Annotated in this window: 11 protein-coding genes and 13 tRNA genes; 1 reads left to right on the forward strand and 23 read right to left on the reverse strand. The window is 42.2% G+C overall.

Translation table 11 applies throughout. The features are described from left to right. Positions 1 to 48 precede the first annotated feature (48 nt). The 10 genes from OC457_RS12695 to tsaE all read right to left on the reverse strand — a co-directional run bounded on the left by OC457_RS12695 (position 49) and on the right by tsaE (position 10,941). On the reverse strand, positions 49 to 1,365 hold the full coding sequence (locus OC457_RS12695) for an adenylosuccinate synthase (protein WP_080175000.1): 1,317 nt from the start codon (positions 1,363 to 1,365) through the stop codon (positions 49 to 51). Between the two features lie 120 nt (positions 1,366 to 1,485). Beyond that, positions 1,486 to 1,680, reverse strand: a complete 195-nt coding sequence (locus OC457_RS12700; RefSeq protein ID WP_080175001.1) for a DUF2065 domain-containing protein — start codon at positions 1,678 to 1,680, stop codon at positions 1,486 to 1,488. Between the two features lie 75 nt (positions 1,681 to 1,755). Beyond that, positions 1,756 to 2,757, reverse strand: a complete 1,002-nt coding sequence (gene hflC, locus OC457_RS12705; protein WP_080175002.1) for a protease modulator HflC — start codon at positions 2,755 to 2,757, stop codon at positions 1,756 to 1,758. A gap of 2 nt (positions 2,758 to 2,759) precedes the next feature. Next, positions 2,760 to 3,923: an FtsH protease activity modulator HflK gene (gene hflK / locus OC457_RS12710; protein WP_080175003.1), complete on the reverse strand. Its 1,164-nt coding sequence runs from the start codon at positions 3,921 to 3,923 to the stop codon at positions 2,760 to 2,762. A 53-nt stretch (positions 3,924 to 3,976) separates the two neighbouring features. Then, a complete protein-coding gene (gene hflX / locus OC457_RS12715; RefSeq protein ID WP_256383325.1) occupies positions 3,977 to 5,266 on the reverse strand; it encodes a ribosome rescue GTPase HflX in 1,290 nt (429 codons plus the stop codon). Positions 5,267 to 5,294: 28 nt separating this feature from the next. After that, positions 5,295 to 5,561 (reverse strand): RNA chaperone Hfq, encoded by a 267-nt coding sequence (hfq, locus tag OC457_RS12720; RefSeq protein WP_045040783.1) that lies wholly within the window; start codon positions 5,559 to 5,561, stop codon positions 5,295 to 5,297. An 86-nt stretch (positions 5,562 to 5,647) separates the two neighbouring features. Next, the gene (gene miaA / locus OC457_RS12725) at positions 5,648 to 6,583 is read right to left on the reverse strand and encodes a tRNA (adenosine(37)-N6)-dimethylallyltransferase MiaA (protein WP_080175053.1); all 936 of its coding nucleotides are present in this window, start codon (positions 6,581 to 6,583) and stop codon (positions 5,648 to 5,650) included. A 21-nt stretch (positions 6,584 to 6,604) separates the two neighbouring features. Continuing rightward, positions 6,605 to 8,740 carry a DNA mismatch repair endonuclease MutL gene (gene mutL / locus OC457_RS12730; RefSeq protein WP_080175005.1) on the reverse strand — a complete coding sequence of 712 codons (2,136 nt, stop codon included), beginning with the start codon at positions 8,738 to 8,740 and terminating at the stop codon, positions 6,605 to 6,607. Between the two features lie 2 nt (positions 8,741 to 8,742). After that, a complete protein-coding gene (locus tag OC457_RS12735) occupies positions 8,743 to 10,470 on the reverse strand; it encodes a LysM peptidoglycan-binding domain-containing protein (protein WP_080175006.1) in 1,728 nt (575 codons plus the stop codon). Between the two features lie 6 nt (positions 10,471 to 10,476). Continuing rightward, a complete protein-coding gene (gene tsaE, locus OC457_RS12740; protein WP_080175007.1) occupies positions 10,477 to 10,941 on the reverse strand; it encodes a tRNA (adenosine(37)-N6)-threonylcarbamoyltransferase complex ATPase subunit type 1 TsaE in 465 nt (154 codons plus the stop codon). A gap of 422 nt (positions 10,942 to 11,363) precedes the next feature. Between tsaE and queG the strand changes: the two genes are divergently transcribed. Next, positions 11,364 to 12,497, forward strand: a complete 1,134-nt coding sequence (gene queG, locus OC457_RS12745; RefSeq protein WP_080175008.1) for a tRNA epoxyqueuosine(34) reductase QueG — start codon at positions 11,364 to 11,366, stop codon at positions 12,495 to 12,497. Positions 12,498 to 13,311: 814 nt separating this feature from the next. On the opposite strand, the gene OC457_RS12750 is transcribed toward queG, so the two are convergent. From OC457_RS12750 to OC457_RS12810, 13 genes are all read right to left on the reverse strand, one after another. Further along, positions 13,312 to 13,387: transfer RNA gene (locus OC457_RS12750), tRNA-Gly, on the reverse strand. A gap of 53 nt (positions 13,388 to 13,440) precedes the next feature. Continuing rightward, positions 13,441 to 13,516: transfer RNA gene (locus OC457_RS12755), tRNA-Gly, on the reverse strand. Positions 13,517 to 13,569: 53 nt separating this feature from the next. After that, positions 13,570 to 13,645 (reverse strand) — tRNA-Gly (locus OC457_RS12760). A gap of 53 nt (positions 13,646 to 13,698) precedes the next feature. Further along, positions 13,699 to 13,774, reverse strand: a tRNA-Gly gene (locus OC457_RS12765). A 23-nt stretch (positions 13,775 to 13,797) separates the two neighbouring features. Continuing rightward, positions 13,798 to 13,874 (reverse strand) — tRNA-Met (locus OC457_RS12770). 72 nt (positions 13,875 to 13,946) lie between these two features. After that, positions 13,947 to 14,022 (reverse strand) — tRNA-Gly (locus tag OC457_RS12775). A gap of 23 nt (positions 14,023 to 14,045) precedes the next feature. Continuing rightward, positions 14,046 to 14,122, reverse strand: a tRNA-Met gene (locus tag OC457_RS12780). Positions 14,123 to 14,194: 72 nt separating this feature from the next. Continuing rightward, positions 14,195 to 14,270 (reverse strand) — tRNA-Gly (locus OC457_RS12785). Between the two features lie 22 nt (positions 14,271 to 14,292). After that, positions 14,293 to 14,369: transfer RNA gene (locus OC457_RS12790), tRNA-Met, on the reverse strand. 72 nt (positions 14,370 to 14,441) lie between these two features. Further along, a tRNA-Gly gene (locus tag OC457_RS12795) sits at positions 14,442 to 14,517 on the reverse strand. Positions 14,518 to 14,539: 22 nt separating this feature from the next. Continuing rightward, a tRNA-Met gene (locus tag OC457_RS12800) sits at positions 14,540 to 14,616 on the reverse strand. Positions 14,617 to 14,689: 73 nt separating this feature from the next. Beyond that, positions 14,690 to 14,765, reverse strand: a tRNA-Gly gene (locus OC457_RS12805). A 23-nt stretch (positions 14,766 to 14,788) separates the two neighbouring features. Beyond that, a tRNA-Met gene (locus OC457_RS12810) sits at positions 14,789 to 14,865 on the reverse strand. Positions 14,866 to 14,927: the final 62 nt, after the last annotated feature.

The raw sequence follows: 14,927 nt of genomic DNA on the forward strand, positions 1-14,927 counted from the left end.
AAAACCAGCTCGAAAGCTGGTTTTTTTGCTTAAAGTTATCGCCAGTGATTATTCACCGTATGGATGTACTTTAACAATCGTTTCGTTACGATCAGGACCCGTTGAAATAATATCAATTGGCACACCTGTTAGCTCTTCAATACGTGCAATGTAATCAAGTGCTGCTTGTGGTAGCGCATCCAGTGTCTTAGCACCAAATGTAATTTCGCTCCAACCAGGCATTGTTTCGTAAATTAGTTCTAAATCGTCGTACGCATCAGCCGCCATTGGAGAAACTTCTAGAATTTCACCAGACTTCGTTTTGTAACCAGTACAGATTTTTAGCTCTTCTAGGCCATCTAGTACATCTAATTTAGTTAGACAGAAACCAGAGATAGAGTTGATTTGTACTGCACGACGCATAGCTACTGCATCGAACCAACCAGTACGACGTAGGCGACCTGTTGTTGCACCAAACTCATGGCCAACAGTACCTAGGTGTTTACCGATAGGATCTTGCTTTTCTAGACCGTCATATAGTTCAGTCGGGAAAGGACCTGCACCCACACGAGTACAGTACGCTTTCGCGATACCTAGAATGTAACCTAGGTGACGAGGACCGAAACCAGAACCCGCAGCAACACCACCAGCTGTCGTGTTAGAAGACGTTACGTATGGGTAAGTACCGTGGTCGATATCAAGCAATGTACCTTGTGCACCTTCAAACATGATCTTGTCGCCACGTAGACGCGCATCATCAAGTTCTTTAGTTACATCGATAACCATTGATGTTAATAGATCTGCTTGAGAAAGTACTTTTTCTAGTACTTCTTCGTAGCTTACAGGTTCAGCATGGTAGTAATGCTCAAGCTGGAAGTTATGGTATGCCATTACTTCTTTTAGCTTCTCAGCAAAAGCGGCTTTATCGAATAAATCACCAACGCGAAGACCGCGACGAGCAACTTTATCTTCGTAAGCAGGACCGATACCACGACCTGTTGTACCAATTGCTTTTTTACCACGAGCCGCTTCGCGAGCTTGGTCAAGAGCAATATGGTAAGGAAGAATTAGTGGACAAGCTTCTGATAGGAACAGACGCTCACGAACAGGAATACCACGTGCTTCTAGTGGACCCATCTCATTCATTAGTGCATCAGGAGAAAGTACAACACCATTACCGATGATGCATTTAACATTGTCACGTAGGATGCCTGATGGGATCAGGTGAAGAACAGTTTTCTCACCGTCAATAACTAGGGTGTGACCGGCGTTATGTCCGCCTTGGTAGCGAACGACATATTTTGCATCTTCGGTCAGCAGGTCAACAATCTTACCTTTACCTTCGTCACCCCATTGGGTGCCAAGAACGACTACATTATTTGCCATCTTTCTTCATCTATCGTAGTTAAAAAAGGATTCTAGCACCTAAATTGCCCGCTTGCAGTCATTTTTGGCTTAATACATTGCATATATGACGAGTTTTATCTCTTTTTTATGGCCGTTTTTCTATATTTTAAGAAACATCATATACGCAATAACACTACCAGCGACGACCAAACACCCACCAATACGACGCAATGTATTATCATCTTGTTGACTTAATTGACTGACCATATTACGCCACCCTTGAGGGGCAAGTAATGGTCCTAACCCTTCAACAACTAACACTAAACCAATGGCTAACAGAACGGTATTCATCATATATTTCATCCAAAAAAAAAGACAAGGCGAAGGCCTTGTCTTTATTATAACGATTGCACTGTTATGAAAGCGAGCTTACTTTGCTGATAGCTCTGAATGGTTCATGTATTTAAAGAACTCATTATTCGGATCAACAACAAGAATGTCATTTTTCGAATTAAAGCTATTTTCATACGCCTTCAAAGAACGCCAGAAACTGTAAAACTCAGGATCTTGATTATATGCTTTCGCATAAATCTCAGCCGCTTGTGCATCTGCGTCACCACGTACAACTTGTGCTTTACGCTTTGCGTCAGCCAAAACTGTTGCCACTTCAAGTTCTGAACGAGCACGAAGCTCTTCAGCACGTTGACGGCCTTGAGAACGGTAGCTACGCGCCACTGACTCACGTTCAGCACGCATACGACGGTAGATAGACTCACTGATTTCATCTGGTAAGTTGATTTTCTTAATACGGAAATCAACTACTTCAATACCTAAGTCTTTCGCACTTTCACGCGTTTCTTCAAGTACATCAGCCATGATTTGATCACGTTGACCTTCAACTTTCTTCACCGGTACCACACCTTCAATCACAGCTAAAGCAGCTTTCGCAGCTTTAGTTTGTGCAATATCAGCAGGCACAGAAGGAGCTGAAGTACTGTCTTCTCCAGATACAATTTGTTTGATCTCTTTCGCACCAATTTCGGCACGTAAGCTATCAACGACTTTACGCTTTAATAACGATTCTGCAGTTGATGTATTACCACCACCTGTTGCTAAGTAATATTTACCGAAATCTTTAATACGCCACTTTACGTAAGTATCAATGATTACATCTTTTTTCTCAGCAGTTAAGAAACGATCAGCTTGGTCGTCCATGGTTTGAATACGTGCATCAAGATCATGCACACGATCAAACACAGGTACTTTAAAGTGAAGACCTGGCTCGTAAACACGTGCAATTTCGGTATTGTTATCTTTTAGAATACGACCGAAACGCACCACGATACCGCGCTCACCTTCTTTGACGACAAACATAGACATCAATAATAGTGCAATAAAAATCACAACTACTGGGATGATTAACTTACGCATAATTAATATCTCCCTTGACGGCCAGTATCAGCGCGTGGTGTTGGAGCGACTGGTGTCGGTGTTTCCACTTTTTCCAATTCAATACCACTTAATCGGCCAGAATCCGCCGGTTTTTTCGCTTGGTTATTTGATTGATTCATTAATTTCTCTAGCGGTAAATACATCACGTTATTACCACCAGACTTAGTATCAATTAACACCTTGCTGGTATTGCTGTAAACACGTTCCATCGTATCAAGATACATACGTTCACGGGTTACTTTCTTAGCCGCTTCATATTGAGGCAACAGCTTATCAAACTGTGCAACATCACCTAAAGCACCATTAATAACACGCTCAGAATAACCTTCTGCTTCATTCTTCAGACGCTCAGCACGACCGGTTGCTTTTGGCAAAATGTCATTACTATAAGCTTCTGCTTCACGAACATAACGTTCTTCATCTTCACGTGCCGCAATAGCATCATCAAAGGCATCTTTTACAGCCTCTGGTGGACGCGCACTTTGGAAGTTAACGTCCACAACACGGATACCCATGTCATATTTTGCAATAATTTTATTGATTGCAGTTTGAGTATTCGCACGAATAGTCTGACGGCCTGTTGTTAACGCTTGATCCATGGTTGAATCACCGATAACCGCACGCAGTGCAGAATCTGTTGCTTGACGCAAACTATCATCAGCATTGGTCACACTGAATAAATACTTCTCAGCGTTATCAACACGGTATTGAACATCCATCTCAACTTTCAGTACATTTTCGTCTTTAGTTAGCATTAAGCCAGAAGCTCGTAGCGAACGAATTGCTTGTACGTTAACTGGGATGACTTCATCAATAAAAGTCGGCTTCCAGTTCAAACCAGGCTTGACGATTTGATCAAACTTACCAAAGCGCAGCACAACACCTTGCTCTGCTTCACTTACAGTGTAAAAGCCTGAAAATCCCCATACAGCCACAGCTAAAACTGCAACAGCACCCAAACCTACAGCGCTACCGCTGCCTGTTGGTCCTTTTTTACTACCAAACACACCACCAACCTTACGACTCAGTTTTGAGAAAACCTCATCCAGATCAGGCGGTCCTTGTTCACGTCCACCGTGATTTTTATTACCCCAAGGGTCTTTATCATCACGGCCGCCGTTGTTACCAGGCTCATTCCACGCCATTATAGAACTCCATCAATGTGATATGACGACAGTTTTTATTACTCAGCAATCCATTAAGCAACGATGTAGTCATCTAACGAAGTACTTTCTCTTTTTTGTAACCGCGACCATTCTGCCATCGGTAAGCGAATATCAATCATTAAACAGCCATCTGATTCATACTCTTCTTGCACAATACAGCCCATTTGATAAAACTTACTGCGTAACCGTCCTATAATTTCAGGTGGTAAACGCAAGCTGTGTTTTATCATCGTTCCTGCAAGACGTTCTGTTAAGGCTTGGAATAACAAGTCAATGCCTTGCCCTTCCATGGCTGATACCCAAACTCGTCGAGGTAAACCCTCTTCGTCACGCTCGATTCGTGGTTGTGCATGATCCAAGTTATCAATTTTATTCATAACAAGTAAAACAGGAACGTCGCCGGCATCGATTTCATCGAGTACGGTATCTACCGCTTCAATGTTTTCACGAAAGCGATCGTCACTGGCATCAACCACATGAAGCAAAAGATCTGCTTCTTGTGTTTCTTTTAATGTTGCTTTAAACGCAGCCACTAAATCGTGGGGTAAATGACGAATAAAACCAACAGTATCTGCAAGTATCGCTGCACCGACATCTGCAACTTCAATCTTACGCAAAGTTGGATCTAAGGTAGCAAATAGCTGATCAGCTGCATACACCCCAGCATCGGTAATACGATTGAATAATGTTGATTTACCCGCATTGGTATACCCAACTAATGATACCGTTGGGATTTCTGCTCGGTTTCTCGCTCGACGTCCCTGATCACGTTGTTTAGCAACTTTATCTAAACGACGCAAAATAGTTTTAATACGTTCTCGTAACAAACGTCGATCGGTTTCTAACTGAGTTTCACCTGGCCCGCGAAGACCAATACCACCTTTTTGTCGCTCAAGGTGAGTCCAACCACGAATTAACCGGGTTGAGATGTGTCGTAATTGTGCTAATTCAACTTGCAACTTACCTTCATGGGTACGTGCACGTTGAGCAAAGATATCGAGAATTAACCCAGTACGATCAATCACACGACATTGACAAAGCTGCTCTAAGTTTCGTTCTTGTGCAGGTGACAATGCGTGATTAAAAATAATAATATCTGCATCAACAGTTCTTACAGCATCAGCTATTTCTTGTGCTTTACCTTCACCCACATAATATTTAGGAAGGGGTGTTTTGCGACTACCCGTAACCACGTGTAGCGCATTAACCCCAGCAGAAGACACTAGCATTTCAAATTCGCTAAGATCTTCCCATTCCTCATCTTGAGTAAAGTTAATATGAACAAGAATAGCCTGCTCACCAGCTTCATAACGGTCAAACAAGTAATTAGCTCCTTATTTGAAAATAATCTTACTCTTCTGTTTTTTCTGGACGATCACTTCCTGCTGGACGATCACCCGCCTGATGATGATTCACCGGACGAGCGGGTACAACAGTTGAAATAGCATGCTTATAAACCATCTGGTTGACAGTGTTTTTAAGTAAAATGACAAATTGATCAAATGATTCAATTTGGCCTTGTAGTTTGATACCGTTTACCAGGTAAATAGAGACCGGTATTCTTTCACGACGCAGCGCATTCAAAAACGGGTCTTGCAGAGATTGCCCCTTAGCCATTATTTCTTTTCCTTATTTGTTTGTAGTTGTATTAGCAACGAACAAAAACTAAAAATACGCAAAGCAGTTCAGAGTATACACGTTAATTAAACATCACATCTAACTGAGTTTGTGACGGTTTGTAACGCGCTATCAACATCACTACTATCCAACCAAGTCAAATCTTTCCAGCCACGAAGCCAAGTGATTTGACGCTTTGCCAATTGACGGGTAGCACAGATACCACGGAAAACCGCTTCATCTATGTCATGTTTCCCGTCCAAATATTCCCACATCTGTCGATAACCAACGCAGCGAATAGAAGGAAGTTCAAGGTGAAGATCACCTCGGTCATATAATGCTCGTACTTCCTGCTCAAACCCTGCTTCGATCATTTTTTTGAACCGAAGCTCAATTCGATGATGCAGTACAGCCCTATCCGTGGGCGTAATTGCAAATTGGTGAACCTTATAAGGTAACGATTCACCTTGAGTTTTCGTTAACTCAGTTAATGTCTTACCTGTGATTCGAAACACTTCCAATGCACGAGATAATCGCTGTGGATCATTGGGATGGATCCTTGCTCCCGCAACGGGATCAATTTGCACCAATTCATCATGCAAAGATTGCCATCCTCGCGTCTCAGCATCCAGTTCAATGCCAGCGCGAACAGCATCATCTGCAGCTGGTAATGGTGACAATCCTTCCAATAATGCCTTGTAGTACAACATAGTACCACCGACCAACAAAGGAATCCGCCCTGCTGCCACTATATCAGCCATTTCTTTTAGTGCATCCGAACGAAAGTCTGCAGCAGAATAACTTTGCGCTGGATCACGAATATCAATTAAACGGTGCGGTGCCAGTGCCAATTCATGCGCATCTGGTTTCGCAGTACCAATATCCATTCCCTTATAAATAAGGGCTGAGTCAACACTTATCAACTCAACGGGTAACTGTTCTCGTAACCGAATAGCTAAATCGGTTTTGCCTGACGCTGTCGGGCCCATTAAAAAAATAGCTTGTGGTTGGGGCTTAGTCATAACTTGTGGCTTAGTCATAAATTACTTAAATGCTTCTATTGCTACTTGCATATCAACAGGGCGAACAAGTTGTGCTTTAAATGTCATCAATTGTTCTCCCCAGAGCTGCTCTAATTCGGTAATTAACTGAATCGCTTGTGCCAAAGTGTAGTTTGCTACTGACATATGGCATTGTTTAGCGAGCCAGAATAAAAGGTTATCCCATCCTTGAGCATCAGGATCGTCACTCACGGTATCAAGGTAGGTTAACAAACTTGGGATTAATTGTTGTAAATTTTGTTGTCTTAATGGCATACACACCGACAAAATAATAATGCTATTACGCCCTTTGGCTTTTAATTGAATCCCTAGCTGTTTTAATAGTTGTCCATGTAACTCTGCACATTGAAGTAATTCTGTCTCAACAGGCACTGCCAGTGGAATCAATAATGGCTGAGGTTTTAAGCCTACTGTTTTTGCTAACTGTAATTGCCCCACATAGCGTAAGTTCTCAGCAATAGGTAGATGCAATAACACCACTTCATGCTGTTGACTTAACAATAAAAAATGCTTTTCAACAACCGTTAATGGTTTCCCTAATCCAACATCATTGCCATGAAGAGACTTACTTGGCTTAATTGCTATTGACTGACTCGATGCTGCCCATTCACGTTGAGGTTCAGCTATCCGGGTCGCCGTTTCATGCCCAGTCTCACGACAAGATATTAATGGCGTAGAAAGCGAATCATCCAATGTTATCAATTTATTATAAGCGTTAACTTCTGCAGCTGTCGGTCCTGATTCACCATAATGATGATGAGAAGAAGCGTATTGTGACGAATCTTGTTGGCGCTTAACAGAGGCTGATTGTGATGATATTTTTGGACTACTCTTTTGACTATAGCTTTGTTGAGTATCTTTACTAACTGAATTTACTAATAAAGTTTTTTCAGATATCGAAATAGGTGTTCTTTCACTATCAAGAGAGAAGGAAGATACTGGTGTTGCAGTCGTTGCTGATTGAACCGACAACCAACTATCAGCATCAGCTTTATTAGGATAATCAGGCATCGCAGCAATAGTTTGAGAAGCGCGATCAATCGGTGCTGCAGTAACTTCAGTATGTGCATGAGCACTGGCTCTTACAGGTACTTGATATTGATGAACATCATTCACATCAGCCGCTTGCTGTAATGCACTGTGTAGGGTTTGATAAATAAAATCATGCACTAAGCGCGCTTGATGAAAACGCACTTCATGCTTAGCCGGATGGACATTAACGTCGACCTGATGCGGATCAACTTCAATATATAGCACATAAGCGGCATATTGATCTGAACGCAAACTCGATTCATAAGCCTGACGAATAGCATGATTGATTAATTTATCTTTCATCATGCGACCGTTAACGTAGCAATATTGAATATCATTTTGACTACGCGCACCTTGCGAATTACAAATCCAGCCTGATAATTTTAAATCATCATGTGCTAATTCAACCACTAATGCATGCTGCAAAAATGATGGTCCACAAGCGACAGCTAAACGTCGTTCTTGTTGTAATGTATTTTCGGCAATTCGATACTGACGAATTAATTTACCGTTATGACGCAGTGTGATTGCCACATCAAAGCGGCTTAACGCAATGCGTTTAATCAGTTCATCAATATGGGTGAATTCTGTTTTTTCGGTCCGTAAAAACTTACGTCGTGCAGGCGTATTAAAAAATAGGTCTAACACTTCAAGCGTTGTACCAACAGGGTGAGCGGCTGGTTTTAATCGTACCTCCATATCACGACCTTCAGCATAAGCAGACCATGCTTCAGGTTGTTCTTCGGTACGAGAAGTTAGCGTTAATCTAGAAACTGAACTGATACTAGCAAGTGCTTCGCCACGAAAACCTAAGCTAACAATGGCTTCAAGATCATCCAATGTGGCTATTTTTGAGGTCGCATGACGGCTAAGGGCTAAGCCAAGCTCATCCTTAACGATACCTTTACCATTATCACGAATACGAATTAACCGGCTACCACCTTTTTCGATATCAATATCAATTCGAGTGGCACCGGCATCTATACTATTTTCAACGAGCTCTTTGACTACCGATGCGGGGCGTTCAACAACTTCACCCGCTGCAATCTGGTTAGCCAGCCGAGCGGGTAAAATCTGAATCGGCATAATTAACTTCTTGGAATAATTAGTGTCTGTCCTACAGCTAGTTTATCAGAACGTAGCTTATTCGCATCACGAATAGTTGCTACTGATACCCCATATTTAGCCGCAATCTTACTTAAAAACTCACCACGACGTACTTTATGACGCTCAACTTTCGAGGCAGCAACCGCAATTTTTAGTTTCTGCCCAACCATGACATTGTCTGACTTTAAATGGCTAGTTTGACGAATGCTACTCATGGTTACCCCATATTTAGCCGCAATTTTGCCAAGGTATTCACCGCGAGTCACGGTATGCCATACAATACGTGTTGATGATGTAGGTTTACTTACAGCTGCTGTAGTCTTATTTCCTACTGGTGCGGTTGTAATCCCACTACGAGGGATCAATAGCACTTGACCAATATTAACTGAATTTGATTTCAGATGATTTGCTGCCTTAATTGCAGCCATTGATGAGCCATATTTAGCGGCAATCCCACTTAATGTTTGACCTGATGTTACTTTATGCTTCATACCTTTAGCATTTAGACGCGAGGCAAATAACGTACCTTCAGGTGGATGAGCCGTAAAATATTGTAAAATACCTTTATAAACCGCATTCGCCAGTTGATTTTGATGCGCATTAGACGTTAATTGGCGCTCTTCAATCGGATTAGTAATAAACCCGGTCTCAACCAGTAATGATGGAATATCAGGCGATTTTAATACTGCAAGGCTAGCGTATTGCGGTACTGTTTTGTGTAAACGCGCAATATGGCGCAAATTCGACAGTACGCGTTTAGCAACATCGTAACCTTCTTTCTGTGAATAGCTAAATTGCAAATCAAGTACAGCACGGCCTAAATATTTATCTTTAGGGTTACTTGATAACACATCACCACCACCCAGTAGCTCAGATTGCTTCTCACTTTGCTCTAGCCAACGACCAATCTCGGTATTAGCACGACGAGTATTTAATACCCATACTGATGCGCCACGAGGCTTAGGCGAACTAAAGCCATCAGCGTGAATTGAAACTAATAACAACGCTTTGTTTTTACGAGCGATCTCTGAACGTTTACTTAATCCTACATAATAGTCACCACGACGAGTCATGACCGCACGCATACCTGTGGTGGCATTGATTTTGGCGGCTAATTTACGCGCAACGGCTAAAGTAACGTTTTTCTCATATTTATGAGTAGGGCCGATAGAACCAGGATCATCACCGCCATGACCCGCATCAACAGCGACAACAATATCCGCCGTTCCTGATGGTAGCTTAGCTAAGTTATTTTCAGTCGCTTTCTCTTCTTCTTGCTCATCTTTATCGACAACACCAGCACCAGAGCCATTAGGTAAATCCATGACTAATCGATAGCCATAACTGCCATCGGGTGTTGGTGAAAGAGAGAATATTTTGGGTGTTGTAGCACGCTTAAGCTCGAACACTAATCGTGTTGTACCTTTTTTAGGTGCATTACTACTACGAACTTTAGTTAAAATTTCACTCTTCGCAACGGCAATTGGTAATTTTGTTTTAATTGAAGTCTTATTTAAATCAATCACTAACCGTGAGGGATTTGATAGCATAAACTGCGAGTAATCCGCTTTGCTTTGCATATCTAATACGACACGCGTTTCATCAGGAGCAGGCCATACTCGAACACCCTTTAGTTCATTTGCAAAAGCGGTAGAACTAACTAATCCCACTCCCAAAATTAGAAGATTTGCATACGTCCGTAACGCCATTTCTAATTAACCTAATTGTAAGTGGTTGATCAACGTTGAACCATAGTCCGTATTCGACGTCAATATTACTTTTCTTTGCTCACCGTGATAGCGTAATTCCAACGCCAGATCAGCATCAGGCAGCATGCCAATACCTTTTTCTGGCCATTCCACTAAACAAATAGCATCGCTAGTAAAATAATCACGGATCCCCATAAATTCTAACTCTTCAGGATCAGCAAGACGGTATAAGTCAAAATGATAAACCTGCCAAGGTGCAAGATCATAAGGCTCAACCAATGTGTAAGTTGGACTTTTAACATTACCTTGATGGCCCATTGCACGAATAAAACCACGACTGAATGTCGTTTTACCTGCACCTAAATCACCATGAAGATATATTGTTGTTTGTTGTGTGCAGGCTTTAGCTAATTTAAGGCCAAAATCTACCGTTGCCTGCTCATCAGCAAGAAAAGTTTCAAATGTTTGCATTATATTTTATCTTGGATTGAATAATTGACGAATAAACAGAAAAAGATCAGCTGCCAGCATACCACGCTCGCCGCTTTGCGCACATAAATCTGCTGCTTTACGATAAATCAAAATCTCGGTATATAGAGATATAGAACACGTGATAATGATCTGCTTCGAAAAATAACTTTTATAATTTTACCGTAATAAAGTAACACCATTCAATTTGTGTCATTCACATATTCAGCAGAGGTGCAGCTTTACACTCTCACATTATTATTTCAGCTATTATTCCGAGTATTGACAACAACATGTCAACTTGTGATCGAGCCAACTCTCACGACCGTTATATTATCCCCCATTAATTGCCACTAATGGCTATTCTAAAATAATAATGTGCTAGAATCCGTTCCCTGATTTTTACTGGCTATAAGACTGACGTTATGAGTATCGATTATCAACAACTCGCACTGCAAATTAAAACTTGGGGGCAAGAACTTGGCTTTCAGGCAGTGGGGATCTGTGATATCGATTTAACGCAGCACGAAGCACAGCTACAACGATGGCTTGACGCTGGTTACCATGGCGATATGGACTGGATGGCGCGCCACGGAATGATGCGAGCTCGTCCACATGAATTACTGCCAGGAACCATACGTGTAATCAGTGTTCGTATGAATTATTTACCGCCACAAGCGGGGTTTGCTCAAACTTTAAAGCAACCAACAAAAGCGTATATTAGCCGTTATTCACTTGGACGTGATTATCATAAATTAATTCGTAATCGCCTCAAACAACTAGGTCAACGTATTGAAAATGTTGTTGGTGAATTTGGTTGTCGACCATTTGTCGATTCAGCGCCAGTATTAGAACGCCCATTAGCTGAAAAATCTGGGTTAGGCTGGACAGGAAAACATTCTTTAATTCTTAACGATCAATCAGGCTCATGGTTCTTTTTAGGAGAACTATTAATTGATTTACCGCTGCCAGTTGATACACCTCAAACTAATCAATGTGGAAAGTGTGTCGCTTGCATGACCAGTTGCCCTACTGATGCCATTATTGAAGCTGGTGTCGTTGATGCTCGACGCTGTATATCTTATCTCACCATTGAATTTGACGGGATTATTCCAGAACAATATAGAGCAGCAATGGGCAATAGAATTTATGGCTGTGATGACTGCCAATTAGTTTGTCCTTTTAGCCGTCATGGTGAAATAACAACAGAAACCGACTATCACTGTCGTGATGTACTATTTCAACAAGATCTCGTGACACTCTATCTCTGGAATGAAGCCACATTCTTAAAAAATACTGAAGGCTCAGCCATTCGACGAATTGGCCACACTCAATGGTTACGAAATATCACCATTGCGCTAGGTAATGCTCCCTATCAAGCAGATATTGTTGCAGCATTAATGACTCGTCAGGGTGAAGATCCATTAGTCGATGTACATATTGAATGGGCTTTAGAACAACAGCAACAAAAGCGCCAGCAAATAGTTATCGATGTTCTACCTAACTCGACAAAACGGTTAGTGCGGATTATAGAAAAAGGATTACCTCGAGATGCGTAACACTCTGGGTATATGTGGAAAACTTTTTTAATTACATAAAAAAGAAGTGCTAAAAGAAAGATTAGACACAGGGAGTGGATAACATAATCAAGATGGTTATCCAAATAAAGAAAGGATAAAATAAATTGTGTACAAATTGTAGATAAACGAACATTTAGATATAAAAAACATACAGTTACCCTGTTAGCTTTTTACATTTAATAAAGAGAGTAAATCCAAAGCGATAATCTATATTAAAGTTATTCACACCTAGCCAGCACATCTAATCAACTGACTTACCCACAGATATTGTTATGTGGATAACTCTGTTAATTTAACTGTGATCTAACGGTGCAATAAATTTAAAATACTTACAAAAATAACGACTTACCATGCAATGTTTAAAAACAAAGACAAGATAACGACAATATCTATTGAAGTAAGTTTAATTTATCAATGCTAGGAAAGAGCGCTTGTCATATCTGACAATATTGATATTACAAAACATCTTTTTAAAATAGCTAAGATGAAAAAAACAACCATTTGGTTGCATATTCAATAGCAGATGATGTAATCGAAGCAGATGCTTCTAAGTGGGCTTCGTAGTTAAACTAGAAACACTTGAAGCAGTACACTGATGATATCGGTAATCGAATACCTCAGGAATACCACATTAAGACTAATACTTCACAGTAGTAGTTCACCGATAAGTTCGATGATAACTAAATTGGAGCGACACACGAGGTTCCCGATCTTCAAGGAACTAGGCGTGACCTCAACCTTGGCAATATTGCGTACAACTAACTGAGCTAGTGTATATTGCGAATATTTAAATTGGAGCGACACACGAGGTTCGAACTCGTGACCTCAACCTTGGCAAGGTTGCGCTCTACCAGCTGAGCTAGTGTCGCATATAGCTAGGTCTTTCACCTAACGTTCATCGCTTTCGCTATGAACTACAAATTGGAGCGACACACGAGGTTCGAACTCGTGACCTCAACCTTGGCAAGGTTGCGCTCTACCAGCTGAGCTAGTGTCGCATATAGCTAGGTCTTTCACCTAACGTTCACCGCTTTCGCTATGAACTACAAATTGGAGCGACACACGAGGTTCGAACTCGTGACCTCAACCTTGGCAAGGTTGCGCTCTACCAGCTGAGCTAGTGTCGCATATAGCTAGGTCTTTCACCTAACGTTCACCGCTTTCGCCATGAACTACAAATTGGAGCGACACACGAGGTTCGAACTCGTGACCTCAACCTTGGCAAGGTTGCGCTCTACCAGCTGAGCTAGTGTCGCATCACATCTCTTTAAAAGAGAATTGGTTGCGGGGGCCGGATTTGAACCAACGACCTTCGGGTTATGAGCCCGACGAGCTACCAAGCTGCTCCACCCCGCGTCCGATTTTTCCACCTAGTTTAAGTTGGGTGACAACTATCTTTATTCACCGCCGTAGCCATGAATATCAATTTGGAGCGACACACGAGGTTCGAACTCGTGACCTCAACCTTGGCAAGGTTGCGCTCTACCAGCTGAGCTAGTGTCGCATCACATCTCTTTAAAAGAGAATTGGTTGCGGGGGCCGGATTTGAACCAACGACCTTCGGGTTATGAGCCCGACGAGCTACCAAGCTGCTCCACCCCGCGTCCGATTTTTCCACCTAGTTTAAGTTGGGTGACAACTATCTTTATTCACCGCCGTAGCCATGAATATCAATTTGGAGCGACACACGAGGTTCGAACTCGTGACCTCAACCTTGGCAAGGTTGCGCTCTACCAGCTGAGCTAGTGTCGCATCACATCTCTTAAAAGAGAATTGGTTGCGGGGGCCGGATTTGAACCAACGACCTTCGGGTTATGAGCCCGACGAGCTACCAAGCTGCTCCACCCCGCGTCCGATTTTTCCACCTAGTTTAAGTTGGGTGACAACTATCTTTATTCACCGCCGTAGCCATGAATATCAATTTGGAGCGACACACGAGGTTCGAACTCGTGACCTCAACCTTGGCAAGGTTGCGCTCTACCAGCTGAGCTAGTGTCGCATCACATCTCTTAAAAGAGAATTGGTTGCGGGGGCCGGATTTGAACCAACGACCTTCGGGTTATGAGCCCGACGAGCTACCAAGCTGCTCCACCCCGCGTCCGATTTTTTCCACCTAGTTTAAGTTGGGTGACAACTATCTTTATTCACCGCCGTAGCCATGAATATCAATTTGGAGCGACACACGAGGTTCGAACTCGTGACCTCAACCTTGGCAAGGTTGCGCTCTACCAGCTGAGCTAGTGTCGCATCACATCTCTTTAAAAGAGAATTGGTTGCGGGGGCCGGATTTGAACCAACGACCTTCGGGTTATGAGCCCGACGAGCTACCAAGCTGCTCCACCCCGCGTCCGATTTTTTCCACCTAGTTTAAGTTGGGTGACAACTATCTTTATTCACCGCCGTAGCCAT

Source organism: Photobacterium toruni (assembly GCF_024529955.1).
Lineage (GTDB): Bacteria > Pseudomonadota > Gammaproteobacteria > Enterobacterales > Vibrionaceae > Photobacterium > Photobacterium toruni.

Excerpts from the sequence above, each read along its gene's own strand:
- OC457_RS12695 (WP_080175000.1), bottom strand. The coding sequence starts at position 1,365 with ATGGCAAATAATGTAGTCGTTCTTGGCACCCAATGGGGTGACGAAGGT.
- OC457_RS12700 (WP_080175001.1), bottom strand. The coding sequence starts at position 1,680 with ATGATGAATACCGTTCTGTTAGCCATTGGTTTAGTGTTAGTTGTTGAA.
- hflC (WP_080175002.1), bottom strand. The coding sequence starts at position 2,757 with ATGCGTAAGTTAATCATCCCAGTAGTTGTGATTTTTATTGCACTATTA.
- hflK (WP_080175003.1), bottom strand. The coding sequence starts at position 3,923 with ATGGCGTGGAATGAGCCTGGTAACAACGGCGGCCGTGATGATAAAGAC.
- hfq (WP_045040783.1), bottom strand. The coding sequence starts at position 5,561 with ATGGCTAAGGGGCAATCTCTGCAAGACCCGTTTTTGAATGCGCTGCGT.
- miaA (WP_080175053.1), bottom strand. The coding sequence starts at position 6,583 with ATGACTAAGCCCCAACCACAAGCTATTTTTTTAATGGGCCCGACAGCG.
- mutL (WP_080175005.1), bottom strand. The coding sequence starts at position 8,740 with ATGCCGATTCAGATTTTACCCGCTCGGCTGGCTAACCAGATTGCAGCG.
- OC457_RS12735 (WP_080175006.1), bottom strand. The coding sequence starts at position 10,470 with ATGGCGTTACGGACGTATGCAAATCTTCTAATTTTGGGAGTGGGATTA.
- tsaE (WP_080175007.1), bottom strand. The coding sequence starts at position 10,941 with ATGCAAACATTTGAAACTTTTCTTGCTGATGAGCAGGCAACGGTAGAT.
- queG (WP_080175008.1), top strand. The coding sequence starts at position 11,364 with ATGAGTATCGATTATCAACAACTCGCACTGCAAATTAAAACTTGGGGG.